This is a genomic window from Streptomyces sp. NPDC004539, assembly GCF_040610055.1.
Lineage (GTDB): Bacteria > Actinomycetota > Actinomycetes > Streptomycetales > Streptomycetaceae > Streptomyces.
Genome location: NZ_JBEXLS010000044.1, coordinates 1 through 26,346, shown reverse-complemented (window position 1 = coordinate 26,346; position 26,346 = coordinate 1). Strand labels below are relative to the sequence as shown.

Below are 26,346 nucleotides of genomic sequence, written 5' to 3'. Positions count from 1 at the left end.
TCCGTCCAACCCGGGCCGTGGCAAAATCCGGGACCTCAGACTTCCAGGAGGCAACGACGTGAGCGCACCACGGTCCGCCCCCACCGTCCTCCAGATGGTTCTGGGCCGGCGCCTCCTCGACCTGCGCAGAGCCGCGGGACACTCCTCCCAGGAGGCCGGCGCACGGCTGCACATCGCGCACACCACCGTCATCCGCATGGAGCAGGCGAAGGTCACTCTCAAATGGGCAACCGTCAAAGCCCTGCTGGAGCTGTACGGCGTCCCCGGGCCCGAGGCCGAGCAGTTCCTCGCCCTCGTGGTGAAGGCCAACGAGCCCGGCTGGTGGCAGCGCTACCGCGACGCCCTGCCCGACTGGTTCGCCGTCCACGTCAGCCTGGAGAACGCCGCCACCCATATCCGCGGCTACGAACCCCACGTCGTCCCCGGCCTCCTCCAGACCCCCGACTACGCCCGCGCCGTCCTCTCCCTCAACCGCCCCCACCCCACCCCCGACGAACTCGACCGCCGCGTCGCCCTCCGCCTCGAACGCCAGACCCTCCTCAACCGCACCCACCCCGCACCGCCCCAGATCTGGGCCATCCTCGACGAGACCGTCCTGCGCCGCCCACCCGGCACCCCCGCCCTCATGCGCACCCAGATCGACCACCTCCTCACCACCGGCGACCTCCCGAACGTCACCCTCCAGGTCATGCCGTTCACCGCCGGCCTCCACGCCGGAGCCTTCGGCCCCTTCACCCTCTTCCGGTTCCCGATGGCCGACTTCCCCGACATCGTCGGCACCGACACCCTCAGCAGCGCCGCCTACACCGAGGAGGACTCCGACGTCGCGCTGCACCGCGAAGTCTTCGACCGGATGAGCACCCAGGCAATGTCCCACCGACGCACCAGGAACCTTCTCCTGGACGTCCGCAAGGAACTGGACCGATGAACCACGCCATAAACGCCGCCCAAGAACTCGGAATCCGAGGATGGCGCAAACCCTGGAGCGGCAGCAACAACGGAAACTGCCTAGAAGCCAAAAAACTCGACGGCGGAAACGTCGCCCTACGGCAGTCCACCGACCCCCACGGCCCCGCCCTCATCTGCACCCCCGAACAGATCACCCAGTTCATCACGGCCGCCAAGGCCGGCCTGGCCGACTTTCTCATCTCCTGAAACAGAACAGCTCATCAACCGGATACGACGGGGACCGACCATGACAGAAGACGGATTCAGTCCGCACCTAATCGATACGAGTAAGCCTCACTCGGCGCGCATGTACGACTGGTTCCTCAACGGCAAGGACCACTACGCCGCCGACATAGCCGCGGCCAAGAAGGTGATGGAGCTCTTCCCCCATGTCAAGAACTCCGCATGGGCCAACCGGGAGTTCATGCACCGCGCCGCGCGCCACCTCGGCAACCAGGGAATCACCCAGTTCCTCGACATCGGCACCGGCATCCCCACCGAACCCAACCTCCACCAGATCGTCCAACGAACCACCCCCACCGCCCGCATCGTCTACGTCGACCACGACCCCATCGTCCTGCGCCACGCCCAGGCCCTCCTCCACGGAACCCCCGAAGGCCACATCGCCTACGTCCACGCCGACGTCCGCGACCCCCAGCAGATCCTCGCGCACGCCCGCGAACACCTCGACTTCACCCAGCCGATCGGCCTCTCCCTGATCGCCCTCATGCACTTCGTCACCGACGAACAGGGCGCCCACCGGATCGTCAGGCAACTCCTCGAACCCATGGCCACCGGAAGCCACCTGATGCTCTCCCACTTCGTCCTGGAGAACCCCGAACTCATGAAACAGGTCGAAGACATCTACCGCGCCGGCGGCAACTCCATCCAGGGCAGATCCATCGCCGGAGTCACCAAATTCTTCGACGGCCTCGAACTCCACGACCCCGGCGTCGTGCTCTCCACCCGATGGCGCCCCGACGACCGGATGCGCGTCCACGACGAGCCGTCCCTGTACGTCGGCGTGGCCCGGAAATCATGAACCACGAAACGGATTCACCAAAAACGGAGTCGCCATGACCGAAGACGGATTCAACGTGCACGACATCGACACGAGCGTTCCGCACTCGGCCCGCTTATACGACTGGTACCTCGGCGGCAAAGACCACTACGCCGCCGACATAGCCGCGGCCGAGAAAGTCATGGAGCTCTTCCCTCGCGTGAAGCAAACGGCGCGCTCCAACCGTGAGTTCATGCACCGGGCCGCCCGCTACCTCAGCGAACTCGGTATCACTCAGTTCCTCGATATCGGCACCGGCATCCCCACCGAACCCAACCTCCACCAGATCGTCCAGCGAGCCACCCCCACCGCCCGCATCGTCTACGTGGACAACGATCCGATCGTCCTGCGCCATGCTCAAGCCCTCCTCCGAGGTACACCCGAGGGGCATCTCACCTACCTCCACGCCGACGTCCGCGACCCCGAGCAGATCCTCGCGCACGCCCGCGAACACCTCGACTTCACCCAGCCGATCGGCCTGTCCATCATCGCGCTGTTGCACTTCGTGACCGATGAGCAGCAGCCTTACCAGATCGTCGAAAAACTACTGGAACCCCTGGTTCCAGAGAGTCATTTGATGCTGTCTCACGCCATCGTCGAAGATCCTGAGATCGTGAAGAAAGTGGACGCCATCTACCGGGCCGGAGGCACCTCGGTCAGGGCGAGATCCTTCGAGGAGATCACCCTGTTCTTCCAGGGACTTCAGGTGTGCGAACCCGGCATCGTCCCGTCCACCGAGTGGCGACCGGACGACACTATGACCGTCCATGACGAACCTGCGGTCTACGCGGGTGTCGCAAGCAAGCCCTGAAGATCAACGGACTCACGAATTTTGAAGTGACGTCGACACGAGGGTGTACCCCAGTGGCTGAAGCACCGCCGCCGCGGCAGCCGTTCTCCCACCGGAGCCGTCGACCACCTCGGCCGTCGCGGCACAGTCCCGTTTCCTCCGAAGGGAGTTGTGTGTCGAACCACGAAACGCGGTGGCAACCATGCAGACCGGACGGCTGTCCCACACGGCTGGATCTGCCATCTCCCCGCCAGGAGACCTTCCTGCACGGGCTCCACGACGTCCGCCACGTGATGAGCGGAGAATGGACCTGGGACACCCTCGTCGCCCTCTACGACGGACCGCTCCGGTTCACGCACCTGCGCGACACCATCCGCGACCTGAACACCGAAGCCAAGTGGCCCGGACGAAAGCACCTCCACCTCCGAGACGGCCCACTGAACCGCACACTCAGACGCCTCGAACAGGCCGAACTCGTCCGACACACCCGCGAGTCCGGTTTCCCCCGGCCCGCCACCTACGAACTCCTGCCCACAGCGAGGGAACTACTCGCCTCCGCGACCCCGCTGGCCCTCTGGGCTGAAGCGCATCCAGAGCTACTCGACCGGGTCAGAAAGCGGCGAGAGGAGGAATCCTCCGGCTGACCGCTCGAAGCCCCTGTCTTCACCTCGACAATGGACCACATGGGGCCGTCCCTCACCAGGAAGAGAGGGGCGGCCCTTCCGATACGCCCGGCAGACCACTTCAACAGACAGAAAAGGTGCTCACTCGGGCTGAAGGAGGAGGCGTGTTGGACGCAGGACGCGGCGTGCGAGCTGAAGCCGGTACCGCCGATCAGGAAGAGATGCGTTTCGTTCACCCGGCGGCGGATCAGGCCGCTGACGCAGTCGGCGTGATGTCGCCGCGGCAGATGCGGCGCAGGCTGCCACGGCTGGTGGGCAGGGTGTTCGTTCTGGCCTGGCGGGTGGACCGCCGGAAAACCGTGGTGCTGTTGGTGTGTCAGACAGTGTCGGGTCTGCTGACTGCGCTCGGGCTGCTGGCAACCGCGTCCGCGCTCATCGTGGTGGTGGAGGCGGCGTCAGAGCCTTCTCGGGTGTGGCGGGCGGTTCCGTCGGTGCTGGTGCTCGCCGGCGCGGCCGGGGCACGGGCGTTGCTGACGCTGGTGATCCAGGGGCTGGTTTTGCGGCTGGAGCCGAGGATCTATCAGGAGGCCGGGCTGCGGCTGATGCGCGCGGGGTCGGGAACGGAGATGGCCGTCTACGACGATCCGGGTTTCGCGGACCGGTACGAGCAGGCGGAGCGCGGGGTGGAAGAGGCGCAGGCGGCCCTGGGGCAGACGCAGTACCTCGTGTCGGCGGTGGCGGGTCTGGTGGCGGCGGGCGCGGTGGTGGGTTCGTTGTATCCGTTGCTTCTGGTGCTGTTGGCGGCGAGTGCGGTGCCCAGGGTGTGGGCGGCACTGCGGGCGGAGCGGATCACCTATGTGTCGATGGCGGAGATGTCCCGAGACCGGCGGGTGCTCTACGTGCTGAGGTGGTGGCTGGTGGGTTCGGACCAGGCTGATCAGGTCCGTACGGACACGGTGGCGCCGGTTCTGCTGGAGCAGTACCAGCGGGCCGGGCTGCGGGTGCGCGCCACGACGGACCGGGCGGTGGCCGCCCGGATGCGGGTGGGGATTGTCGGGGCGCTGGCGTCGGGGGCGGGGGCGGCGGTGCTGTGGGCGGCGGTGCTGGGTCTGCTGGCGTCGGGGCGGATCAGCACGGCGGTGGCGGGGACAGCAGTCGTCGCGCTGCGGGAGGCGGGGTTGGCGGTGCAGAGTCTGGTCACGCAGGGCAGCGCGCTGATGTTGTCCGGGTACTTCATGGACGACTGGGAGCGGTTCGTCCGGGAGGCCGACGCACAGCGGGTGGAGCGCACGCGCGGCCGTCTGGTGCCTGGGAGGCCGGTGCGGATCGTGCTGGAGGACGCCTTGTTCCGTTATCCGGGCGCTGAGGAGGACACGCTGCGGGGTGTGGATTTCGAGGTGGGGGCCGGGGAGGTCGTCGCGGTGGTCGGCGAGAACGGGTCGGGCAAGTCCACGCTGCTGAAGCTGTTGTGCGGATTGAATCTGCCGACCGGCGGCGCGGCACGCTGGGACGGTGTGGACGTGCGTGAGTACGATCCCGAGGCGTTGTGGAAGCTGTGTGGGGTGGTTCCTCAGGAGTTCGCCAGGTGGCCGATGACCGCGCGCGAGAACATCGCCCTGGGGCAGTCGCGGGACGACGGGGATGCGGCGGTGTGGCGGGCGGCGGAGGCCAGCGGTGCGGACGAGGTCATCACCCGCTTGAGGTCGGGTCTGGACACGCTGCTGGCCAAGGCGATGTGGGGCGGGGAGGCGCTGTCGTCGGGCCAGTGGCAGAGGATCGCTCTCGCGCGTGCCCTGCACCGCGGGCGGGGGCTGCTGGTGTTGGACGAGCCGACTTCCGACATGGACCCGCGCGGTGAGCACGCCGTCTTCCAGAGGCTGCGGGACGCGGCCGGTGGCGCGGCCGTCGTCCTGGTGACGCACAACCTGGAGAACACCCAGGTCGCGGACCGGATCTACGTCATGGAGGGCGGCCGGGTGATCCAGTGCGGCAGTTGGGACACGCTCTCCCGGGAAGGGAGGTTCAGCGAGCTGCTGGCGTTGCGTGCCGACCGGCCGTCGGCGGCCGGGACCACCCCGTAGGGCTGTCCCGGCCGCCACGGGTGTGTCAGGCGCTCAGCCGGAGCGGGTTGTGGCGTGCTCGGCATCGGCCTGGACGAGCAGGTCGGCGACTGCTCGGGCGATCGGCTGTCCGGTCGCGTGCTCGACGAACGCGAACTGGCCGTTGGGGTTCGCTTCGAGGAAGTGCCATCCTTCTGCGTCGACCATGAAGTCGAACGCGCCGTACAGGAGCTGGAATGCGGCGAGGTAGGCGAGGACGCCTTCGCGGATCTCGTCGGGTACGGCGATGGGTGTGTAGTAGATGCGGTCGGTCAGCTGATAGGCCCGCCAGTCCGTGATCTCGCCGTCCTGCCCGGAGGGTGAGTCGATCCGGGCGGCGAACATCTGTGTGCCGACTGCGATCAGCCGGACCTCGTAGTGCGGGACGATCCGGCGCTGGAACTGGCAGAGGGCCTGAGAGACGGTGTCGTTCACCTCCTGCGGGGAGACCTCCCAGGTGTAGACGATCAGCGGATGGCCGGCGGCGTCGTCCGCATCGCGCTGCGGGACCCCTCTCAGGGTCTTGATCACGGAAGGGGCCTCGGAGACGAACTCCTTCGCGTCGAAGGGGGAGTTCGTGACGAGCGTCGTGGGGGTCAGCAGCCCGCAGGAGTGGGCGACGGGGAGTTGCAACGCCTTCAACGATGCGGTCCGGTTGCGGTCGGGCCGGTTGAGCCACAGCGCGGGCAGGGAGTACAGGATGCCGAAGAAGCCCTCGTAGCACTCGTTCGAGGCCCACTCGGCGTCCTGGGGCCGTAGGCCCGGTGCTGCGGCCTGCGGCGGGTTCGGGCGGCGATTGTAGACGGCGGACACCTCAGTCAGGTCCACCTCCCGGTGCGCGTCCGTCAGCCTGCCGCGCCACTGCCCCTGCTCGAAGTGTCCGGTCAGTTCGACGGCGTGCGGGAGGTCCCCCGGGTCCATGCGGACCACAGGGGTTCCCGTCGTACCCAGTTCCCGGATCACCATGTCGGCGGTCGGGTCCAGAGGACGTGTGAGGAGCAGGATCATCAGTCCGTGTCCTCGGAGTTGATCACGGTGGTGGTGTGGGAGGTGGACGCCAGAGCCTCGCCGTGGGTGTCCAGGAACGGGACGCCGTCGAGCTCGGACATCTGCGTCCGCGGGTTGTAGGAGACGCCGCTGAGCAGCGGCTGCTCGGGTCGGTGGGCGCGGGCGTGCAGGAGAGCGAGCATGGAGTGCCTCCAGGTGAGAGGAGCGCCCCGGGAGAGGGGCCGTGCGCGGGCCGTCGGCCCGTGGACTCCCGGGCGCTTCGGCCTTCGTCCTCCATGACACCGCGTCACGGCGGGCCGCGGTGATCCATGGTCATGTCCCGCACGCCGTGTGCAGATCCCGCATACGGCGCGTACGGCGCGTAGCGCGTGGTCTACCGTGTGCCTGCGCATCCTGCTCGGCCCCTTCATCCGCGGGAGGCCCGGTGAACGCCGATCTACAGTGGGACACCATGCAGGTCCGGGCGCTCGTCACCGCCCGCGATCCCGGCGGGCTGATCCGCCTGGGGCGGCAGACCCTGCGCTGGCGTCAGGCCGATCTCGGAGCCCGCATCGGCTGCTCCGCGTCGACCGTCTCCCGCCTGGAGCAGCGCGGCGGGCGGCACACCGACATCGCTCTGCTGCGGCAGGCGGCCGAGGCGGTGAGCGTCCCGACACATGTGCTAGCGGCGTCTTTAGGTCTCGGCGTCACCAAGGCCACTAGAGTTGATCCGCAAGGGCCACGCCGTGCCGAGGAGGACCCGATGCGCCGCCGCACACTGCTCGCAGCCGCCGGTCTCGCAGCACCCGCCACCCTGTTCACCGGCTTGAACGACGCCCTCGCCCAGATGCCCGAACAGCCCACCGGCTCCCCGGTCCCGCTCGGCACCCGCATCGCCCGCGCCCGTGCCCATTTCGACGCCGGACGCCACACCCAGCTCCTCACCGCCCTGCCGGGCCTGCTGGCCGACGCCCACCACGCGGCCCGGGGCCGCGAGGAGATCGCCCTCGCCCGCCTCTCCGCCGTCTACACCCTGGCCTCCCAGCTCCTCACCAAACAGGGCCACTACGACCAGGCTCGTACGACCACCGACCGCGCTCTGGTCTACGCCGACCTGTCCGGCTCCGCCATCGCCGCCGCCGCGGCGGCCCGCGAGACGAGCATCATCCTGCGCCACCAGGACCAGCCGGCCGCCGCCCAGCGGCACATCATGGCCGCGGTCACCCGCATCGAGGACACCGGCCTGAAGACCGACGCACAAGCCTCCGCGTATGCGCAGATGCTGTGCACCCAGGCATACACCCATGCCGTCGCCGCGGACCGCGCCACGGCACTCACCATGATCCGGGACGCCGAGAGAGCAGCCCGCTCCCTGCCCGACCAAGCTCCGAACGGGCGTCTGTTCCCCCTGACCCCCGCCGCGGTCCAGCTCTACGCCGTGGGCGTCCACTGGGCGCTCGGCGACGCTGGAGCCGCACTCGACGTCGGCCGCACACTCCATCCCGGCCAGTTCCGCACCGCCGAACGCAAAGCACGCCTGCACACCGATATCGCCCGCGTCTGGTGGCAGCTCCGTAAACCGGAGCAGACCGCAACGGCACTCCTGTCCGCGACCCGGGCGTCCCTCGCCGAGGTCCGCGACCGGCCCGCCATCCACAACATCGTCACCCAACTCAGCAGCCGGCACCCCCGGACACCAGGCGTCCCTCAACTGGCCGCGGCAACCGGAGTAACCCGCTGAACGAGCTGTGACGTCGGCGTGCGCCCGACGACAGCGGAACCGTCTGCCCCACAATCCGGGCTGTGTCGGTCACAACATCACCGGCCAGATCGTTCACGTACAAGATTCGGCGGGACAACTCCTTGCCTCTGTGACAGGTGGGGGGAGGTTCGGGGCAGTGCTTGTCCGCGCCGGCCCGGTGCAGGCTGGGCACGGAGGCGCCGACGCTTGAGCGGACCTCGGAGCTCAAACACACGGCGATCGCTCACCACGGTGATGCGCCCGCTGGAGGCCCCGGAGTGCAGCACTTCGCGCAGCTGCGAGGAGTCCGCATCCCTCACGTAGGACTGGCCGGCGGCGAGCTGCTGGACGCGGTGCGGGTCCACGTCGTAGCCGATGACGCGGTGCCCCGTCTCGGCGGCACGTACGGCCAGGGGAAGCCCTGCGTAGCCCTGACCGACGACGACCGTCCGCCCAAATTGTCACTCAAAGCGTTCACTTGGGATCTGATAGTAGTCAACGTTCAGGAGGGAATGCACCTCGGACGGCGGTGCACCTGGCACAGCTCGCGCGGCCTACGCGCTCCAACGCGCCCCCGACATCGGCACACAACTCCTGCTGGTGCTCAGTAGCTTGGTGCACGCCCCCCTGACGGGTGGGGCGCAGATCCGCGAGGAGTGCACCGTGCGCAGATTGTCGATCACCGTGGCGGCGTTCACGGGAGCCGCAGCCCTCGTCCTGGGGAGCACCGCCGTAGCGGCGCCGCCGGGTCCGCGGCTCGCCGCGCGCTATCTGAACATCCACCAGTGCGTCTACTACGGCCCCGGTGGGCACTACACCAACCTGCTGCCGAACACCGCCAGCACGTCCTTCAACACCGGAACAAACGTCTCCGCTACGCCGGACACGGCGCTCTCCTGCGGTCCGGGGAGCGGGGGCTGGAGGCCGGCGCCTGCCAACTCGGCGGTGAAGGCGTTCGACCTCACCGCCGGCCGCTACCTGAACATCCACCAGTGCGTCTACTTCTCAGCCGGTCAGCACTACACCGCCATCCTGCCGAACACCCCGAACGTCAACTTCAACACCGGCACCAACGTCTCCGACACGCCCGACACCACGCTGCGGTGCAGCCCGGGCGGAGGCGGCTGGACACTGACGCTCGCCAACTCCGCCGTCATGTCCTTCGACATGACCGGCAACCACTTCCTCAACCTGCACCAGTGCGTGTGGACATCGGCCGGCATGTACTACATGGGCGTGCTGCCGAACACCCCGAACGTGAACTTCAACACCGGCACCAACGCGGCCAACGCGCCCGACACCGCACTCAGCTGCCACCCGGGCGGCGGCGGTTGGTCCCTCCATCCCCTGGACTCGGCCCTCCACCCGCTGGGCGGCTGAGACAAGAAGGCGCGGGGCCGTGATCCGCGAGCTGCGGCGGGCCCCTGAATTCGCCCCCCCGAGGGCCGTCGGAACGCACATCCCGATCACCGGTGGCGAGTGCCCTCAGCCGGTCGAGCGCTCCCCATCTTTCAGAACAGTCGGTTCCATGGCTCCTCCCTCCTTTCCAAGAGACTCATTTCGATGGTGCGATTCGGGGCGGGTTCACAGGAGAGGCTGGGCCTGTGCGACCGTGTGGCTGTTCTCGTCGTCGGGAAAGACGTGATCCTTGCCGGGCCACATCACCTGCCAGACAGGCGAGGTATGTCCGAACAGGGCGTGGATGATGCCGAGTCGCTCAGGTCGGCTGAACCTGCCGAAGTCGGAGCTTGTCGCTGTCCGACAGCAGTCCGTCGAGTTCCAGCTCTTCGGCAGGAACGGTGCCGGTACGGGTCAGGGTGTCGGTCACAATGGTGAGGAGGGCCACTGACAGGTCGTCGATGAGGCCAGAGATCGCGAGTTACCGGGCCCTGTACCGCGAGCACGAGCAGCTGTCGGTCCCGCGAGCGACGCGGGCGCTGGCCGGCGCTGTGCGGCAGTCGCTGCGCAACTCGCACATCTAGGGCGGAGGGCGAGCCCGGGGAACCCGGTGCGCGACCGTTTTCCTGGGATGCCCGACCGGGCCCTGCTCTGTGGCCTGCCCTGAGCGACTCCCCCTGTCAGTGAGTCGCGGTTCTGGCCCACCAAATAGGCTAGAGCCCGTTGAGAGCTTCGCCCCCCGGCTGGTCAACCACACCACCTACACCGACCGCCGCCAAGAAGACCACCTCGTCCCCCACGTCCTACCGGCCGTCCGCGCAGCCCTCGGCGGCCAGCCCCAGCAGCCCGTGCACCTGGTGGGGTTCAGCAAGGGAGGCTTCGCCGCCCTCAACCTCCTCGCCCGCCGCCCCCTTCTCCTCACCGCCGCCAGCGTCTGGGACCCCTCACTCCTCAGCGACCGGCCGCCCCACCCTCAGCTCGTCGACGCCACCGGAAGCACCGAACAGCTCGCCGAGTACGACGTACGCCAGAAACCTGCGCCGCCACGCCCCGCACCTCCGCGGAGCCCGCCGCATCATGCTCGGGGGCGTCGGCACGCTGGAGGCCGACTGGACCGCCGGCCGCCAGCTCCTCGACACCCTCGGCATCCCCCACCACGTCTACCGGGACGCTCCGGCCGAACACCGGTGGGACACCGCATGGCTCGACCCCGCCCTACGCCATCTCCTCGCCCTGGAAGCCCGCCTCCGCTGACCCCGAGGCCACCGGCGGGAGCGTCAGTCCTTCAGCTTCTCGTCACGGACCGGAATCCAGTCCAGAGCCGAACGGATCGCCTCCTCCAGGGACAGCTTCGGCGTCCAGCCCAGCAACTCCGACGCCCGGTCGCTCCGGGTGTAGCCCCCCGCGACGTCGCCGGGGCGCGGGTCGGTGTCGACTGTGGTCAGGGGGGTGGCGACGACGTTGTTGAACGCCGCGCACAGCTCCCGGACCGTGGTCCCCGCACCCGTGCCCAGGTTGATCGCGACCGACGGCCGGGACGCGTCGAGGATCGCGTCGAACCGCTCGATCGCCGCGATGTGCGCCGCCGCGAGATCCCAGACGTGCACGTAGTCCCGGATACCGGACCCGTCCCTGGTCGGCCAGTGGGTACCGGTGACCGGGAACGGCGTGCCCTCCTGGTGAGCCTGGATCAGTTTCCCCAGCGCATGGCTCGGCCGCTTCAGCTGGAGGCCGGTCCGCAGCAGCGGGTCCGAGCCGACCGGGTTGAAGTACCGCAGCGACAGCACCCGCATCTTCCCCGCCGCCGCGATGTCCGCGAACATCTCCTCGCACACCGCCTTCGTCCGCGCGTACGGGCTCTGCGGCGCCAGCGGCGACTCCTCCGAGACGGGGGAACCGTCCTCAGCCCGGTAGATCGACGCCGAACTGCTGAAGATCAGACGGTCGCAGCCGTTGCGGTGCAAGTGCCCCACGAACGCCAAAGACTTGGCGACGTTCGCCTCGTAGTAGCCGATCGGGTCCGCCACCGACTCCGGCACCACGATCAACGCCGCGCAGTGCACCACCGCCGTGATCTCCGGGTGCTCCTCGAAGATCCGGTCGACCAGCGCCCCGTCCGCGATGTCACCCTCGTAGAAGGCCCGCCCGTCGGCGAACTCCCGCCGCCCCCGTACGAGATTGTCGAGGATCACCGGAGTGACGCCCGCGTCCAGACACGCCGACGCGACAGTACTTCCGATGTAACCGGCTCCACCGGCGATCAAGACAGACACGATGCTTCGCTTTCCGGCCTCGGTACAGGCCCCCTGGACGACCGGCACCAACGCTAACGAGACAAGAGCGGCCAAGGTGCGGAAATCCCGCCGCCGGGTAACTCGGCACAGCAAGGAGATAGCCGTACGTCACACGAGATGGTGATCGTCGGCCTCGGTGTACCGAACGCTGAAACATGTACACGAGGGCGCGTCGGAGCGGTCGGCGGCGTTCGGTGTCCGCCAGCCTCATCGACGCACAGCCCGTCCAGTTCGAACAACTCCAGCTCTCCACTCAAGAAGCTTCAGCAACAGCCGTTCCTCTTGTCTTCCTTCCCAGGTGAGATGGGAAGCGCGCTGTTGAACCCCGTGACCTCGCCGGGTCTTCCGGTCCGGACGCCCAACTCCTCGCCATGGTCGTGGCCTTCCGGGCCGCGAGTGGCGGCGTCGGTGGCCCCTCAACGGGACGCGGGAGTTGGTCGGGGATGTCCGAGTAACAGAGGTTGGTGAACTGCCGCACGCCGATCACTTCCTTCCCTTGGCAACGCCCTACGCCGTCGCAAGGATCGAGGTTCCGACGTACTTGGTGACGTGGTTCTCCTTGAAGCGGTACCGCTCCCAGATCTCCGTGACCGGCTCCTCCAGGACGTTCCCCAGGTCCTCCCAGAGGTCCGGCGCGTCGTACACCGGCCAGGCGCGGGCGGTCCCGTTCGGCTCCAGGACGATCAGGTGACCCTCGTTGCGCGGGGTCCACATGATCGTCCTCTGAATCGCGGGCGAGCCCTGTAACTCCGCGCGGCTCGCGAGCAGTTGCGCGTACAGGTCCGTGGCTTCCTGGTCGGCGACGAACTCGTACTCCGACAGGTTCTCCGAGTTCCCCTTGCGCAGCGGGAGGATCATCTTGCCCTTGACGACATCCAGGAGATCACCCTGGTAGAGGCGCTGGAGGAACTTCAGCAGCAGCCGGTACTTGCGTTCCCTGGCGAGCCTCATCGTCCCGATCAGCGCGTCCAACGGTGCGAGCGCCAGCTGGAACGCGTACCCAGAGGGCACGTCCGTCACGTCCGCCGTCCCCATCTCCGCGGCCGTGATCCGCGAGTTCGCCGCGATCCGGTCCAGCAGGTGCTCCACCCGTGCCCGCAGCTCGACTGACTGCGCCGAGGTGTCGAGCGCGTCCATCCGCCCGCTCTCCCCCAGCTGCCACACCGCGCCGGCCTCCACCGTCAGCTTCTCCGGCTTACCCGTCGCCAGGTCCGTCGGGAGCCGCGCCCGGCCAGCGCGATGATCGGCGTCCCGGTGGTCGCGGAGGCCGCCGAACTGTTGGAGTCCGTAGCCGCCAGCCCGTCGAGGGCCTGGAGCACCCGGGCGAGAACGGACCTCCCCCAGCGCTCCCCGCCGTCCGGGATCGTGTTCGTGATGTGGACGACCGGCACGAAGTCGATCATCAGGTCGAGCCGGTTCAGCTCCGTACCGTCCGAGCGGACCCTGAACATGGCCTTCTCCGGCGGGAGTTGGTCCAGGCTCTCCCCGCGCTTCAGGTCCTCCAGCAGCCATTCGGCGTCCGTGAGGTAGCAGGTGACGTTCGGGGCCCAGCCCGGCGACCAGGGGTAGAGCCGGGTTTCCTGTCCGTCGTCGGAGACCGGTCCCAACTCGTACGTCACCCGCCGCACCCTGGCCTTCAGCCCAGCCGCGTCGTCGGCCGGCAGGTCCCAGGCGAGGTGCACCCGCGTGGGAAAGTCCTGGTCCTGGTCGTCGTCCCACTGTGGGAAGAAGAACCCCAGGTCGTACACCCGCAGCGTCGGCCGCCGCTCTCCGGGGACCACACGAGCGTGTACACGCCGTCCCCCAGCAACACCGCCGCGCGCTCCGCCTGCTGGACCCTCAGCGTGAGCAACTCCTTCTCCGCCCACCCCCGCAACCGCTCCTGCACCACCGCGGCCTCCACCACACCGGGCTCCGGGGCCTCCTCGTCCGCATTCTCGCCGCCCACCACCGCGACCTGCTGACCCGTCCCCAGGAGATACCCGAGCGCCGTATCGACCAGGTTCGCCGCGTCCCCCAACTCCCGCCGATCCAGTACGTTTTCGTCACCGGACACCGCCGCGAGCTGCCCGGCCTGGTTGTTGTCGTACGACGCCAGCACCCTGTACGCCGCGAGCCGCCGCCACTCACCCGGCGGCAGCCACGACCCCGCCGGCCCCGGAAACACCCGACTCCCCGGACGCCCCACCTCGGCCATCCCCGGCTTGTAGTTCAGCCACGACCAGGCGTCGATGACGAATTGACGCAGGCCCACAGGTTCTCCCGGACGTCGGCCCCACGCCGCCCACCAGCCTATAAGCGCGCACGTCCATCCAGTGCGGCAGATATTGCGGCTCTCCGAGCAGCAGCGCCGGCTCCCCTGCTTACCGGACGCGGGGGAACCAGGGGTCAGTTCATGTCCAGTTGATGATCATTCATTGACATAATTCGGCGCATTCGGATCAGTGAGCCGCCTTGCGGGCAGCCGCTCTCCCGGTCGGTGACGACCTGGGGGCGCAGAATCCGCAAAGCGGCGGGCAGCACTTCTCAGTCCGCAGCCCGACCGCGCCCATCCGGCACTCTTCGATGCCAACACCCTTGAGCCATAAGCGAGTTGACTGAACCTGTGAGCTTCCTGTGCAAACCGTGAAGTGGGCCACAGTCTGCAGGTTCTGCGTTTGATGTGGTGGCTCCTCCATTCACCGAACGGGAGGAAAACAACCGTGCGCATACTCAGACGCTTATCGGCCGGAGCCCTTGGTGCCGCGTGCCTCGCGGCGCTGCTCAGCGGAACCAGCGCCCAGGCCGCCGGCCCGGCGGACGACGGCCAGGGGCAGGTCGTCTGGCTCCGTTCCAGTGCGCCCGTCGACGTACCGCTGGGCTCCGACTACCCGTCGTTCCTCAAGACCCACCGTTCCGCGGTCATCGTGGAACAGCTCCAGACCAGCGAGACTCCCAGCGTTCCCGAGCCGTCGAGTCCCGCCGACGAACAGAAGATCGCCCTGGAAAACGGCGCGACGTACGTCGCCGACTCCGGCGACGCCGCTGCGGATCGCCGAATACGGGACGCGCGCGCCCTCACCAAGGAGCAGTGCCGGGCAAGGTCTGACGCACACAGCGCCGTCGGCAAGGTCATCAACCACTTCAGCTTCTGCCGCTGGGGTTACAACACCGCCGTCAAGCTCAGCGGGCAGGGCGCCGTCGAGGGCATGGTCCGCTTCCGGGAAACGGAGATCGGAACCGGCTCGGGCCAGATACGGGACGCGACCATCGAGGTCCACACCGACCAGGTCGTCTCCTCCGGGAAGTTCAACGACGCCGCGATCATGAGCTTCTACGTCGGCCAGGCGGGCTGGCCGTCCGCCAGCTCCTGCCGGGTCACCGACATCTCCTCCAACCCGTTCACCACGACCGTCGGTGACTGGCGGGACGAGTACATCGCCTACGGCCTGGTCTCCACCAAGGGCACCGGCACAGGCCCGGACGACATCGCCACCTGCGTGTACCAGCACAGCTGGAAGGTGACCGGCGGCGGCGCCACGACCCCGTGGAGCGTCGGCCCCGCGAGCGGTATCCGCTTCGACTCCTCGGTATCACTGGGCAGCAAGTACTACGCCCAGGGCGTGATCTTCGACCGCGTCATCCCCACTTTCTCCTACGACCGCGCGCAGAACGACACCGCTGGCGTCGCCAACCACATCTACGACGCCCTCTACCGGCCGCAGACGACGTACCCGTCCAAGACCGGCAAGGTGATTCCGGGCGACATCTGGAGCGGGAAGGCGCCTCTGCACCGCAACTGGGGCAGGTACGACGCGGCGGCAGACACCACCGAGAAGAGGAACCGCAGCGCCAAGGACGCCGCCTGTCGAGGGTTGAACCGTCCCGACCCCTCCTACCAGTGCGACGAGTTCCCCTTCGCGTCCACCAAGGAAGGCGCCGGCGTGGGTGACGGAAACTTCTCCGTACGCTACGTACCCGGCACCGAGAACAGCCGGGCCGGAACCGAGCTGTCCGAGTGGTACGGCAGCGACCGTATCCTCCACGGCGACCAGTACGGAATGTCCGTGAGCTAGCCCAAGAGCCGCCGGTATCGGTGGACCTGCTCGGCCGGCCGAGCCACCGGCACGGCGGACTGGGTCAGCGCATGTTCAACGGCGGCTTGCCGTACTTGGCGGCAAGCCGCCCGCGCCGGTCCTGCGTCTGCGCGGACCTCGGGAGTTCCTGCACACCCGACGGGCTGAAAGCGATCACGTAGGTCTCGTACTGGTCGGCAAGACCGCCTTGGTCATCAGGTACAGCCGCTTCGTACCGCTCGCGGGAGTCCTCCCGCCCGAAGGCCCACACCTGTACGGCGTAGATCCGGGACGGGTCGAGAACCAGGGCGGGTTCACCGGGCTCCGTGAGCCGCCCGAAGACCTCCACCGGTTCCCGGCTCGGGCCGGCCGGACCGTTGGTCGTGTCGAACGCCGACATCCGGCCCGTGTACACCGGCCGATACGGCACCGAGCCAACGAGGACCCAGCCCTCCCCGGGACTCTCCACCTGCCGCTGGCTCAAAGTGAGAACGACAGGTGCGGTGTGATCCTGCACCCGAGTTCTCACGACGATCTGGCCGGGGACCGTCAGTACCGCGTCGTCGGCCGCCAAGTCGAAGCCGCTGTCGTGCCGTTCGAACCCCGGCTCCCATAGCTCCCCAACGGGGAAATAGCTGTACTCGACCCTGACCGCGCCTGCATCACTGATCTCCGACATGGCTAGAGCCTGTCAGCAGAACCCCCGAGAACACACAGGTTCTCGGACAGAATCAAGACGCCGACCATGGAGACCGGTACCGCCCCGGTTCACCGGCACCTGCTCAGCCGCTGATCGTCCCCGCCCCGCGGCGGCGGTATCAGCGGATCGAGGAACAGATCCCACACCGCCGAGTCCAGCAGGTCCGGAGAGTCCTCCGTCTCCCCCTGTCCCACGAACGTCGTCATCTGCTCCTCCAGCTCCGCGAACAACCGGGCCGAGCCCACATGTGATACCCGCGCCTGTTCGTACAGCTGGGCCGCCGGAGCAGCCCGAGCACGTTTGCCCCGGGGCGCGTGCACGATCCGCCAGTTCACCGTCGGGTCCACCTGCTCCAGGAGCGCGGGTAGGTAGTCGCCGCCGTTGTTCGCCTCGATGACGACGCAGTCCGCGCGGTGCTCGTGGTACAGCTCGGCAGCCCGCTTCATCGACTGGGTCGGCGTGAACCGCTCCTGCTCGCAGTGCAGCAGGTACCCGCGGGGCCGGTCGTCCCCGTACATCGTCTCGACCGGGTAGCCGCGTCCGGCGACCGTGAAGGCCGTCCTGTCCGCGTCCTCGTGCGACTTCGTCGCCGGGTCCACCGCGACCACCACCCGCTGGAGGTCCGGCAGATGCTCCGGCCGGAACCGGAAGCCCTCGACTTCCAACATCCACGCCTTCCACAGCGCGCCCTCGACGTCTTCGAGGAGTTCGCCGGACAGTTCCTGACGCCCGAGCCGGGTGCCGGCGTACTCCTCCTCCAGCTCCGCCCGCGCCACCGCGCTCAGGTTGGCGTCGTTCTCCCGCATGTGACCGTGCGTGATGACTACCCGGGGAGGCGGCCCGCCCTCCCGGTGCGCCTTCTCTTGCGCGCGCCCGCGCTCCACGAGCTTCTTCACGTGCGGGAGCGGTTTCGGCGTCGACGAGATCACCGCCTACGGCTCCTCGGCCTCGCGCAGGCAGAACCACAGCATGTCGTAGACGTCCTGCGCGGTGTGCCGCGACCAGGCCGCGAACTCGTACAGCCACGCCTTGCCGAACGCCCACCCGCGCAGGTTGTCCGGCGTCTCCGCGCCGAACCATCGGAACACCGTCCCGTTTCTTCAGCCGCAACGTCGTCTCGCCGGGCTAGGAGTTGCACTTCGCCATCTCCTCCGGCGGAATCACCGCCAGCAGACCGGACTTGGGGGACTCGCAGCAGCTGTCCCGTACCAGGGTCGCGTTCTTCGCGATCACGGCGATCTGCAACCCCGGCGCCCCCCGCCCGCTCCCGGACCGCCTCCGCTCCCGTCCGCGTCTTCCCCCACCCGCGCCCCGTGAGCAGCAGCCACACCGTCCACCACCAGCCAGGACGCCGCTGTGCCGCCCGAGCGTGATGATGCCGCCAGCCCTCATGAGGCAGGCCGTCGCAGTCCGGCACCTCGCACGCCCACCGCCGCGCCGACACCTCGTCGGCGCGCACCAACTCGGCTATCTCCGCTTCCACTCTCCAGACTCATCACCGACGGATCGACAAACTCCGCCGCCCCCCGTCCTTCCACCCCACCGCTGCTCACGACACACCCCCGCCAGCCGGCGCTCCAGCTCCAGCCGGTCCAACCACGCCCGACGCTTCTCATCCGTCAGCACGGCGGCGTCCGGCGCCCCCTCCCGCCCGTCCACAACACCGGGCGCCACGGCCCCCTCACACACCGCCTTGCGCTCGATCTCCGTCGCGACCTGCAAGTACCGCAAAAACTCCGACGGCGTCAGCTCCCGAGGGTCAAGACCCCGAAGCCTCGCGACCGCCTTGTTCTGCACCGCCTGCGCCAACCTCGCATGCCGACGCGTCACATCACGCCGTGCTTGAGCCTGCTCCGCGACGAACACCCGGTCCTGTTCCCGGTGGCACGCCGCCGCCCGCCCCACCACCGCCATCGTGCGGGACTTGTCCAACTCGCATGCCACCTTCGTGACACTCCGCGCCGGGCCGAGATCTCGGTATACAGCGAACGCCTCGAACGCCTGCGGCGATTCACTCGGCTGTCGCCCCCAGGAATCGGCAACGCTCCTGGGTTCCACCGGCCAGCCTTCTTTCTCCCCATGCGCCGCCGAGTTTCAGCCCGGTCCTCAGCGTAAGAGTAGACAACCCATGATCGAGCGCAGCGGGTCTTGGTCACGCGCCCCGGTCGTCCTCGACCGGATACGGCACGAACGTGCTGCTGCCGGGATCGATACGCAGAATTCGCCCCAGTGGCGGCACGGCCCGCTGGGAGCAGCCCAGGCGTTCGCAGACGCGGCAGCCCATGCCGATCGGGGTGGCGGTGGAGGCGTTGGTGAGGTCGAGGCCGTCGGAGTAGACGAGGCGGTGGGCGTGGCGGATCTCGCAGCCGAGGCCGATGACGTAGGTCCGGCCCGGTTCGCCCCAGCCGCCTCGGTGGCGGGTGATGGCTCGGGCGGTCCACAAGTAGCGTCCGCCGTCGGGCATTTCGGCGATCTGGACGTGGATGCGGCCGGGTGAGGAGAACGCCTCGTAGACGTTCCACAGGGGGCAGGTGCCGCCGGCGCGGGAGAAGGGGAAGCCGGACGCGGACTGGCGTTTGGAGAGGTTGCCCGCGCGGTCGACGCGGACGAAGGAGAACGGGACGCCGCGCAGCCGGGGGCGTTGGAGGGTGCTGAGGCGGTGGCAGACGGTCTCGTGGCCGAGGCCGTAGTGGTCGGTGAGGCGTTCGATGTCGTAGCGCGCTTCCTCGGCGGCGGTGTGGAAGGCGGTGTAGGGGAGGATCAGGGCGGCAGCGAAGTAGTGCGCGATGCCGATGCGGGCGAGCGCGTGGGCGGGGGTTTCGGGGGTGAAGTCCTCGGTGGCCAGTCGGGTGAGGTCGTCGCCGTGTTCGAGGAGGGCGAGCTGGGTGGCCATGCGGAAGGCGCGTCGGCCGGGGCGGAGTTGGGGGGAGAGGTGGAGGGTGCGGGTTCTGTCGTCGTAGTGGTGGAGTCGGTCGCCGGGGGCGGTTCCGAGGCGGACGCCGTGGGTGTCGGACAGGCGCGTGGTGAGGGCGCCGATCACTTCGCCGGGGCGGATGCCGATCTTTGCGGCGAGGTGTTCGGCGGCGAGGTCGGTGGTGTGGAGGTAGTTCTGGCGGCGGTAGAAGAAGTCGCGGATCTCCTCGTGGGGTGAGAAGGCGGTGGTGCGGTCGCCGTCGCGGTGGTCGGCGGCGCCGGCGAGGCGTTCGGTGAGCTGCTGGTTGCGGTGGCCGAGGTCGAGGAGGACCTGGGCTACGCCGGGGAGGCGGGCGGCGAGGTCGCCGAGGTCGGCGGCGGAGATCCGGGACCCGGCGATCTCACCGGCGAGCGTCTCGCGCAGGTCGGCGACGAGCCGGGTCGTGTCGCGCTCGGAGAAGAACCCGGGGTCGATGCCGAACGCCTCGGTGAGCCGGAGCAGGACGGAGACGGTGAGCGGGCGGGAGTCGTGCTCCATCTGGTTCAGGTAACTCGGCGAGATCCCCAGCACCCGCGCCAGCTCCGCCTGGCTCATGCGGCGTTCCTCGCGCAGTCGCCGCAGCCGCGCCCCCGCGTACGTCTTCCCCACCGACATCTCCTCGGGGCCGGGATTCGATCGGGTCAGCGTACGGGACGCTCCTCCGTTCTTAACCCTTCTCAAAGTTGGCAGAACACGGCCGGAAGATTCGCAGAAGTTGGCAGACATCCAAGGTTGTTGGCACTCAGTGCCGATGTCACAGTCGCAGTGCGGCCCGCCGGACAACGGCAGGCAAGGACCCGAACCGGACCACGACTTCTGCCCTGACGTCGGATGATCCGGTACCGGTCGGCGCCTGCGACGGCAGCATTGCTCAGCTCCGCCCCTCTAGTGACGGCGGGCCGCACTCATACAAACGACACGCAGTGCCACCCCTTTCACGCACAGGTAGCGGGGTTGGCAATCCGCTCGGACCGAGGAGACGGTGACAAGTCATGGCAGATGCGAGGACGCAGGCGGCCGAGGAACTCGCGCGGCGTTGGGCCACCGACCCCCGCTGGCGGGGTGTCGAGCGCACGTACACCGCCGAGAACGTCGTACGGCTGTCCGGCGGTGTCCGTGAGGAGCACACGCTGGCCCGGCGCGGCGCCGAGCGGCTGTGGCGTCAGCTGCACGAGCTGGACTACGTCCACGCGCTCGGCGCGCTGACCGGCGGCCAGGCCGTCCAGCAGGTCAAAGCGGGTCTCCAGGCGATCTACCTGTCCGGCTGGCAGGTCGCGGCGGACGCCAACCAGGCCGGTCACACCTACCCGGACCAGTCTCTGTACCCGGTCAACTCCGTCCCCCAGGTGGTCCGGCGGATCAACAACGCGCTGCTGCGCGCCGACCAGATCGCGCACGCCGAGAACGCCGGGGACACCACGGACTGGCTGGCGCCGATCGTCGCCGACGCGGAGGCCGGGTTCGGCGGTCCACTCAACGCATTCGAGCTGACGAAGGCGATGATCGCGGCGGGCGCCGCCGGCATCCACTACGAGGACCAGCTCGCCTCCGAGAAGAAGTGCGGCCACCTCGGCGGGAAGGTCCTGGTGCCGACGTCGCAGCACGTCCGCACCCTGAACGCGGCCCGCCTGGCCGCCGACATCGCGGACGTTCCGACGCTGATCGTCGCCCGCACCGACGCGCTCGCCGCGAACCTGCTGACCAGCGACGTCGACGAGCGCGACGCCGAGTTCACCACCGGCGAGCGCACGGCGGAGGGCTTCTACCGGGTCCGAGGCGGCATGGCGCCGGTCATCGCGCGCGGTCTCGCGTACGCGCCGTACGCCGATCTCATCTGGGTCGAGACCGGCACTCCGGACCTGGCGCAGGCGCGGGAGTTCGCCGAGGCGATCCACGCGCACCACCCGGACCAGATGCTCGCCTACAACTGCTCGCCGTCCTTCAACTGGAAGGCCGCGCTGGACGACGACCAGATCGCCAAGTTCCAGCGGGAGCTGGGGGCGATGGGGTACCGGTTCCAGTTCATCACCCTGGCCGGGTTCCACTCCCTCAACCACGGCATGTTCGACCTGGCGCGCGGCTACGCCGAGCACGGCATGACCGCCTATGTCGACCTCCAGGAGCGGGAGTTCGCGGCGCAGGCGCAGGGGTTCACCGCCGTCCGCCACCAGCGGGAGGTCGGCACCGGGTACTTCGACCTGGTGTCGACGGCCGTCAACCCGGCCTCGTCGACGACCGCGCTGGCCGGGTCCACGGAGGAGGAGCAGTTCCACTAGCCGTCCCCCGGGGTGCGCGCGAGCGCACCCCTCCCCCGCCGTTCAGGAGACGCCGATGTCGATCACCGCACTCACCCACGCCGTCCGGGTCCTCGCCGCGCCCGGTCACCGTCACGACGAGATCCTCACCCCCGCCGCGCTGGACTTCGTCGGCCGGCTGGTGGCCGCGTTCGGCGAGCGGCGCCGCGCGCTGATGAAGGAGCGCCGGCGGCAGGCCCTGCGGCTGGCAGCCGGGTCCCCGCTGGACTTCCCCATGGTCACCCGGTCGGCGCGCGCCGACCCCGGCTGGCGTGTCGCACCGCCGGCACCGGGCCTCACCGACCGCCGGGTGGAGATCACCGGGCCGCCTGACCGCCGTACGACGGCCGAGGCGCTCGGCTCCGGTGCCTGCGTGTGGACGGCGGACTTCGAGGACGCCACCGCGCCCCTGTGGGACAACGTCGTCGGCGGACAGCTCAATCTCCTGGACGCGGTGGAGCAGCGGTCGGTGACGGTCGTGGTGCAACCGCGCGGCTGGCATCTCGACGAGGAGCACCTGGAGTGCGGCGGCGGCCCGGTGCCCGCCGCGCTCGTCGACTTCGGCCTCTACTTCTTCCACTGCGCGCGGCGCCGGACCGACGCCGGGCAGGGGCCGTACTTCTGCCTCCCCAAGCTGGAGAACCGCTACGAGGCCCGCCTGTGGAACGACATCTTCCTGTTCGCCCAGGATCTGCTGGGCATCCCGCGCGGCACCGTCCGGGCCACCGTCGTCATCGAGACGATCACCGCCGCGTTCGAGATGGAGGAGATCCTCCACGAACTGCGGGAGCACAGTTCGGGGTTGGCCCTGGGTTACTGGAACCACCTCACCAGCCTGGTCAAGACGTTCGGCCACCGCACCGACTTCCTCCTCCCCGACCGTTCGGACATCACCCCGTCCGCGCCCTTCCTGCTCGCCTGCGCCGACCTCCTGGTCGACACCTGCCACCGGCGCGGCGCGCACGCGATCGGCGCGACGACGGACCAGTTCCCCGGCGCAGTCACCGAGGTCCGGCTCGGTAAGGAGCGCGAGGCCACCGCCGGCTTCGACGGGTCGCGGGTCCGTCACCCCTCCCTCGTCCCGGTCTGCCGCGAGGTCTTCGACGCCAGCCCCGGCGACCGGCACCGGGACGCCGTCGAGGTGACCCCGGCCGACCTGCTGTCGGTGCGCCGGGTCAGCCGCCCGCCCACCTCCGACGGGGTGCGCGCGAACGTCCGTGCCGCCCTGCGGTACTTCACCGTCTGGCTGCACGGACAGGGCACGGTCACAGCCGACGGGATCGTCGAGGACGCCGCCGTCGCCGAGATCTCCCGTGTGCAGATCTGGCAGTGGCTGCGTCACCGGCTCGTCGACCGGGAGACGGTGGAGCGGATCGTCGACGACGAGATCGCCGCGCTCGGCGCCGGGTCCGATGTCCGTGGCCTCTTCGAACGGACCACAATGACAGGCGAGTTGCCACTGTTCTTCACCCCGGACGCCTACAGCCGCCACCTGGTGCGCGGGACGGAGGCCGGAGCGTGAGGCGCGTCGGTGTGGTGGGCGGCGGGCAGATGGGGGCCGGGATCGCGGAGGTGTGCGCGCGGGCCGGGCTGGACACCGTCGTCTGCGAGACGGACATGATCGCGGCTCACGCCGCCCGCGACCGGGTGACCGGCTCCCTCGAGCGCGCGGTACGGCGCGGCAGGCTGACGCGAGAGGCGGCTGACGACGCGCTCGCGCGCCTGGTCTTCACCGCCGACCTGGCGGACCTCGCCGACCGGCAGCTCGTCGTCGAGGCCGTCGTGGAGAACCCGGACGCCAAGACGGAGGTGTTCGCCACGCTCGACAAGATCGTCGAGGACCCCGAGGCGGTGCTGGCCACCAACACCTCCTCCCTGCCGATCATGCGGCTGGGCATGGCGACGTCCCGCGCGGACCGGGTCGTGGGCCTGCACTTCTTCAACCCCGTCCCGGTGCTGCCGCTGGTGGAGGTGGTGTCGTCCCTCCATACCTCGCCGGGGACGGTGACGGCCGTACGGGAGTTCGTCACCGGGACGCTCGGTAAGACGGTCGTCCACTCGCAGGACCGGGCCGGCTTCGTCGTCAACGCGCTGCTCGTCCCCTACCTCCTGGCGGCCGTCCGGATGGCCGAATCCGGCTTCGCCACCGCCGCCGACATCGACACGGGCATGGAACTCGGCTGCGCGCATCCCATGGGCCCGCTCAGGCTCGCCGACCTGATCGGCCTCGACACCGTCGCGGCCATCGCGGAATCCCTCTACGAGGAGTTCCGCGAACCCCTCTACGCACCGCCTCCACTGCTCCAGCGGATGGTGCAGGCGGGCCTGCTCGGCAGGAAGACCGGCCGGGGTTTCCACCGCTACGACCAGGGCTGATGTGTCCCGGAGCGTTCCATGTCACCGTCCGCATGGTGGAACGCGCTCTTTCCCCACGCCGTGGCGCCCCTTAAGGTGACCGCAGCAGTTGGTTCGCCCTGCCAGCCAGGCGGGGTGTCGTAAGAGGGAACCCGGTGGGAATCCGGGACTGCCCCGCAGCGGTGAGTGGGAACGACCGCCGTCATACGCACTGGGCCCGGCGTACAGGGTCTGGGAAGCGACGGCCAGTAGGTGTCCTCCGGCAGGAGGACGGGCCCGCGAGTCCGAAGACCTGCCCACTGCCCGCGCGCGGACCGTTCCGGGCGCGGACATCCCGGTGACCTCGTGGGCGGGTCGGCGTACACACCAGACGGAACGACCGCGCCTTTGCCGCGCGGGGTCGTGGCCGTCCGGTTCGTCATCCCCTTCGCGCTCTCGTCCCGTCTCCGGGATCTCAGGGATTCATCTCGCGAAGGAGATCTCCGTGACCAGCAAGTCCGCAGCCGCGGCAGCACGGGCCACCGTGTACGGCTACCCCCGCCAGGGCCAGAACCGGGAACTGAAGAAGGCGATCGAGGGCTACTGGAAGGGCCGCGTCACCGCAGAGGAACTCCGCTCGACGGCCGCCGACCTGCGCGCCGCGAACTGGAAGCAGCTCGCCGACGCCGGTGTCCACGAAGTGCCGACCGGCGACTTCTCGTTCTACGACCACGTCCTGGACACCAGCGTCATGGTCGGCGCGATCCCCGCCCGCCACGCGTCGGTCGAGGACCCGCTGGACCGCTACTTCGCCATGGCGCGCGGCACCCAGGACGTGCCGCCGCTGGAGATGACGAAGTGGTTCGACACCAACTACCACTACCTGGTCCCAGAGTTGGGCCCGGACACGGTGTTCTCCGCGGAATCCGCCAAGCAGGCCGCGGAACTCAAGGAAGCCCTCGCGCTCGGCCTGACCGCGCGCCCGGTCCTGGTCGGCCCCGTCACCTACCTCCTCCTCGCCAAGCCCGCCCCCGGCGCCCCCTCGGACTTCGAGCCGCTGACCCTCCTGGACCGGCTGCTGCCGGTGTACGCGGAGGTCCTCGCCGACCTGCGCGCGGCCGGCGCCGAGTGGGCGCAGCTCGACGAGCCCGCTCTCGTCCAGGACCGCACCCCGGCCGAGCTGAACGCCGCGACCCGTGCCTACCGGGACCTCGGCGCGCTCAACGACCGGCCGAAGCTGCTGGTCGCCTCGTACTTCGACCGGCTCGGCGAGGCGCTCTCCGTGCTGGCAAAGGCGCCGGTCGAGGGGCTCGCCCTCGACTTCACCGACGCTGCCGCCGCCAACCTGGACGACCTGGCCGCCGTCGGCGGGCTGCCCGGCAAGCGGCTGGTCGCCGGGGTCGTCAACGGCCGCAACATCTGGATCAACGATCTCCAGAAGTCCCTGTCGGTCCTGGGGACCCTCCTCGGCCTCGCCGACCAGGTCGACGTCTCCGCCTCGTCGTCCCTCCTGCACGTGCCGCTCGACGCCGCCGCCGAGCAGGACATCGACCCGCAGATCCTGCGCTGGCTCGCCTTCGCGAAGCAGAAGACCGCCGAGGTCGTCACCCTCGCCAAGGGCCTCGCGCAGGGCACGGACACCATCGCCGCCGAACTCGCCGCGAACCGCGCCGACCTGGCCTCCCGCACCGCCTCCCCGATCACCCGCGACCCGGCCGTGCGGGCCCGCGCCGAGGCGGTCACCGACGCGGACGGCCGCCGCTCGCAGCCGTACACCGAGCGCGCGATCGCGCAGCGCGCCCACCTCGGGCTGCCGCTGCTGCCGACGACCACGATCGGGTCGTTCCCGCAGACCGGTGAACTGCGCGCCGCGCGAGCCGACTTGCGGGCCCGGCGCATCGACACCGCCGGCTACGAGGAGCGCATCAAGGCCGAGATCCAGGAGGTCGTCTCCTTCCAGGAGAAGACCGGGATCGACGTGCTGGTGCACGGCGAGGCCGAACGCAACGACATGGTCCAGTACTTCGCCGAGCAGCTCACCGGCTACCTGGCGACGCAGCACGGCTGGGT

The 26,346-nt window shown here is 69.2% G+C and carries 26 protein-coding genes, 2 pseudogenes and 1 riboswitch; of the genes and pseudogenes, 15 read left to right on the top strand and 13 right to left on the bottom strand.

Features of this window, described 5'->3' with window-relative positions; genetic code table 11:
- The first annotated feature begins 58 nt into the window (after positions 1-58).
- From ABZX85_RS47250 to ABZX85_RS47225, 6 genes are all read left to right on the top strand, one after another.
- Positions 59-928 carry a helix-turn-helix transcriptional regulator gene (locus tag ABZX85_RS47250; RefSeq protein WP_355884346.1) on the top strand — a complete coding sequence of 290 codons (870 nt, stop codon included), beginning with the start codon at positions 59-61 and terminating at the stop codon, positions 926-928.
- Positions 925-1,155, top strand: a complete 231-nt coding sequence (locus ABZX85_RS47245; RefSeq protein ID WP_355884345.1) for a DUF397 domain-containing protein — start codon at positions 925-927, stop codon at positions 1,153-1,155. The genes ABZX85_RS47250 and ABZX85_RS47245 overlap by 4 nt, the downstream gene beginning before the upstream one ends.
- 40 nt (positions 1,156-1,195) lie before the next feature.
- Positions 1,196-1,990: an SAM-dependent methyltransferase gene (locus tag ABZX85_RS47240; RefSeq protein WP_355884343.1), complete on the top strand. Its 795-nt coding sequence runs from the start codon at positions 1,196-1,198 to the stop codon at positions 1,988-1,990.
- A gap of 34 nt (positions 1,991-2,024) precedes the next feature.
- Positions 2,025-2,819 (top strand): SAM-dependent methyltransferase, encoded by a 795-nt coding sequence (locus tag ABZX85_RS47235; protein ID WP_355884341.1) that lies wholly within the window; start codon positions 2,025-2,027, stop codon positions 2,817-2,819.
- A gap of 152 nt (positions 2,820-2,971) precedes the next feature.
- Positions 2,972-3,442, top strand: a complete 471-nt coding sequence (locus ABZX85_RS47230) for a hypothetical protein (protein WP_355884339.1) — start codon at positions 2,972-2,974, stop codon at positions 3,440-3,442.
- 350 nt (positions 3,443-3,792) lie between these two features.
- Positions 3,793-5,502: an ABC transporter ATP-binding protein gene (locus ABZX85_RS47225; RefSeq protein WP_355884390.1), complete on the top strand. Its 1,710-nt coding sequence runs from the start codon at positions 3,793-3,795 to the stop codon at positions 5,500-5,502.
- 33 nt (positions 5,503-5,535) lie between these two features.
- On the opposite strand, the gene ABZX85_RS47220 is transcribed toward ABZX85_RS47225, so the two are convergent.
- Together ABZX85_RS47220 and ABZX85_RS47215 are read right to left on the bottom strand one after the other, a co-directional pair.
- A complete protein-coding gene (locus tag ABZX85_RS47220) occupies positions 5,536-6,528 on the bottom strand; it encodes an MvdC/MvdD family ATP grasp protein (protein WP_355884337.1) in 993 nt (330 codons plus the stop codon).
- Positions 6,528-6,710: a hypothetical protein gene (locus ABZX85_RS47215; protein ID WP_355884335.1), complete on the bottom strand. Its 183-nt coding sequence runs from the start codon at positions 6,708-6,710 to the stop codon at positions 6,528-6,530. Before ABZX85_RS47215 ends, ABZX85_RS47220 begins: the two co-directional genes overlap by 1 nt.
- 242 nt (positions 6,711-6,952) lie before the next feature.
- Here ABZX85_RS47215 and ABZX85_RS47210 point away from each other — a divergent pair, with 242 nt between their 5' ends.
- A complete protein-coding gene (locus ABZX85_RS47210; protein WP_355884333.1) occupies positions 6,953-8,248 on the top strand; it encodes a helix-turn-helix transcriptional regulator in 1,296 nt (431 codons plus the stop codon).
- A 77-nt stretch (positions 8,249-8,325) separates the two neighbouring features.
- On the opposite strand, the pseudogene ABZX85_RS47205 reads toward ABZX85_RS47210, so the two are convergent.
- Positions 8,326-8,685, bottom strand: a pseudogene (locus ABZX85_RS47205) (hypothetical protein); the annotation flags it as partial.
- A 226-nt stretch (positions 8,686-8,911) separates the two neighbouring features.
- Between ABZX85_RS47205 and ABZX85_RS47200 the strand changes: the two are divergent.
- On the top strand, positions 8,912-9,628 hold the full coding sequence (locus ABZX85_RS47200) for a hypothetical protein (protein ID WP_355884331.1): 717 nt from the start codon (positions 8,912-8,914) through the stop codon (positions 9,626-9,628).
- Positions 9,629-9,965: 337 nt separating this feature from the next.
- Here the strand turns inward: ABZX85_RS47200 and ABZX85_RS47195 are convergent, their stop codons facing one another.
- Positions 9,966-10,094: a hypothetical protein gene (locus tag ABZX85_RS47195; protein ID WP_355884329.1), complete on the bottom strand. Its 129-nt coding sequence runs from the start codon at positions 10,092-10,094 to the stop codon at positions 9,966-9,968.
- Positions 10,095-10,137: 43 nt separating this feature from the next.
- Between ABZX85_RS47195 and ABZX85_RS47190 the strand changes: the two are divergent.
- A pseudogene (locus ABZX85_RS47190) lies at positions 10,138-10,230 on the top strand (glycosyltransferase family 2 protein); the annotation flags it as partial.
- Between the two features lie 493 nt (positions 10,231-10,723).
- Positions 10,724-10,900 carry a hypothetical protein gene (locus ABZX85_RS47185; protein WP_355884327.1) on the top strand — a complete coding sequence of 59 codons (177 nt, stop codon included), beginning with the start codon at positions 10,724-10,726 and terminating at the stop codon, positions 10,898-10,900.
- Between the two features lie 23 nt (positions 10,901-10,923).
- Here ABZX85_RS47185 and galE read toward each other — a convergent pair whose 3' ends face one another.
- From galE to ABZX85_RS47165, 4 genes are all read right to left on the bottom strand, one after another.
- The gene (gene galE / locus ABZX85_RS47180) at positions 10,924-11,919 is read right to left on the bottom strand and encodes a UDP-glucose 4-epimerase GalE (protein ID WP_355884325.1); all 996 of its coding nucleotides are present in this window, start codon (positions 11,917-11,919) and stop codon (positions 10,924-10,926) included.
- Between the two features lie 528 nt (positions 11,920-12,447).
- Positions 12,448-13,119 (bottom strand): hypothetical protein, encoded by a 672-nt coding sequence (locus ABZX85_RS47175; RefSeq protein ID WP_355884323.1) that lies wholly within the window; start codon positions 13,117-13,119, stop codon positions 12,448-12,450.
- A 2-nt stretch (positions 13,120-13,121) separates the two neighbouring features.
- On the bottom strand, positions 13,122-13,622 hold the full coding sequence (locus ABZX85_RS47170) for a hypothetical protein (protein ID WP_355884322.1): 501 nt from the start codon (positions 13,620-13,622) through the stop codon (positions 13,122-13,124).
- Positions 13,577-14,194, bottom strand: a complete 618-nt coding sequence (locus ABZX85_RS47165) for a hypothetical protein (protein WP_355884320.1) — start codon at positions 14,192-14,194, stop codon at positions 13,577-13,579. The genes ABZX85_RS47170 and ABZX85_RS47165 overlap by 46 nt, the downstream gene beginning before the upstream one ends.
- Positions 14,195-14,642: 448 nt before the next feature.
- Here ABZX85_RS47165 and ABZX85_RS47160 point away from each other — a divergent pair, with 448 nt between their 5' ends.
- Positions 14,643-15,995 (top strand): NucA/NucB deoxyribonuclease domain-containing protein, encoded by a 1,353-nt coding sequence (locus ABZX85_RS47160; protein WP_355884318.1) that lies wholly within the window; start codon positions 14,643-14,645, stop codon positions 15,993-15,995.
- A 64-nt stretch (positions 15,996-16,059) separates the two neighbouring features.
- Here the strand turns inward: ABZX85_RS47160 and ABZX85_RS47155 are convergent, their stop codons facing one another.
- From ABZX85_RS47155 to ABZX85_RS47135, 5 genes are all read right to left on the bottom strand, one after another.
- Complete coding sequence (locus ABZX85_RS47155; protein ID WP_355884316.1) at positions 16,060-16,674, bottom strand: hypothetical protein; 615 nt, start codon at positions 16,672-16,674, stop codon at positions 16,060-16,062.
- Between the two features lie 89 nt (positions 16,675-16,763).
- Complete coding sequence (locus ABZX85_RS47150) at positions 16,764-17,501, bottom strand: hypothetical protein (protein WP_355884314.1); 738 nt, start codon at positions 17,499-17,501, stop codon at positions 16,764-16,766.
- Between the two features lie 126 nt (positions 17,502-17,627).
- Entirely contained in the window at positions 17,628-17,783 is a 156-nt protein-coding gene (locus ABZX85_RS47145; RefSeq protein WP_355884312.1) for a hypothetical protein, read from the bottom strand.
- 379 nt (positions 17,784-18,162) lie between these two features.
- Positions 18,163-18,753, bottom strand: a complete 591-nt coding sequence (locus tag ABZX85_RS47140; RefSeq protein WP_355884310.1) for a hypothetical protein — start codon at positions 18,751-18,753, stop codon at positions 18,163-18,165.
- 94 nt (positions 18,754-18,847) lie between these two features.
- Positions 18,848-20,257: a short-chain fatty acyl-CoA regulator family protein gene (locus ABZX85_RS47135; protein ID WP_355884308.1), complete on the bottom strand. Its 1,410-nt coding sequence runs from the start codon at positions 20,255-20,257 to the stop codon at positions 18,848-18,850.
- A 383-nt stretch (positions 20,258-20,640) separates the two neighbouring features.
- Between ABZX85_RS47135 and aceA the strand changes: the two genes are divergently transcribed.
- The 4 genes from aceA to metE all read left to right on the top strand — a co-directional run.
- Positions 20,641-21,924 (top strand): isocitrate lyase, encoded by a 1,284-nt coding sequence (aceA, locus tag ABZX85_RS47130; protein ID WP_355884306.1) that lies wholly within the window; start codon positions 20,641-20,643, stop codon positions 21,922-21,924.
- Positions 21,925-21,979: 55 nt separating this feature from the next.
- On the top strand, positions 21,980-23,464 hold the full coding sequence (locus ABZX85_RS47125; protein ID WP_355884304.1) for a malate synthase A: 1,485 nt from the start codon (positions 21,980-21,982) through the stop codon (positions 23,462-23,464).
- Entirely contained in the window at positions 23,461-24,318 is an 858-nt protein-coding gene (locus ABZX85_RS47120; protein WP_355884302.1) for a 3-hydroxybutyryl-CoA dehydrogenase, read from the top strand. The genes ABZX85_RS47125 and ABZX85_RS47120 overlap by 4 nt, the downstream gene beginning before the upstream one ends.
- Before the next feature lie 72 nt (positions 24,319-24,390).
- Positions 24,391-24,612, top strand: a riboswitch (cobalamin riboswitch).
- Between the two features lie 169 nt (positions 24,613-24,781).
- The coding region (gene metE / locus ABZX85_RS47115) for a 5-methyltetrahydropteroyltriglutamate--homocysteine S-methyltransferase (protein ID WP_355884300.1) at positions 24,782-26,346 on the top strand (1,565 nt) is incomplete at its 3' end.

Excerpts from the sequence above, each read along its gene's own strand:
- ABZX85_RS47150 (WP_355884314.1), bottom strand. The coding sequence starts at position 17,501 with ATGCGGGAGAACGACGCCAACCTGAGCGCGGTGGCGCGGGCGGAGCTG.
- ABZX85_RS47185 (WP_355884327.1), top strand. The coding sequence starts at position 10,724 with ATGCTCGGGGGCGTCGGCACGCTGGAGGCCGACTGGACCGCCGGCCGC.
- ABZX85_RS47245 (WP_355884345.1), top strand. The coding sequence starts at position 925 with ATGAACCACGCCATAAACGCCGCCCAAGAACTCGGAATCCGAGGATGG.
- ABZX85_RS47125 (WP_355884304.1), top strand. The coding sequence starts at position 21,980 with ATGTCGATCACCGCACTCACCCACGCCGTCCGGGTCCTCGCCGCGCCC.
- ABZX85_RS47220 (WP_355884337.1), bottom strand. The coding sequence starts at position 6,528 with ATGATCCTGCTCCTCACACGTCCTCTGGACCCGACCGCCGACATGGTG.
- ABZX85_RS47235 (WP_355884341.1), top strand. The coding sequence starts at position 2,025 with ATGACCGAAGACGGATTCAACGTGCACGACATCGACACGAGCGTTCCG.
- ABZX85_RS47215 (WP_355884335.1), bottom strand. The coding sequence starts at position 6,710 with ATGCTCGCTCTCCTGCACGCCCGCGCCCACCGACCCGAGCAGCCGCTG.
- ABZX85_RS47240 (WP_355884343.1), top strand. The coding sequence starts at position 1,196 with ATGACAGAAGACGGATTCAGTCCGCACCTAATCGATACGAGTAAGCCT.
- ABZX85_RS47155 (WP_355884316.1), bottom strand. The coding sequence starts at position 16,674 with ATGTCGGAGATCAGTGATGCAGGCGCGGTCAGGGTCGAGTACAGCTAT.
- aceA (WP_355884306.1), top strand. The coding sequence starts at position 20,641 with ATGGCAGATGCGAGGACGCAGGCGGCCGAGGAACTCGCGCGGCGTTGG.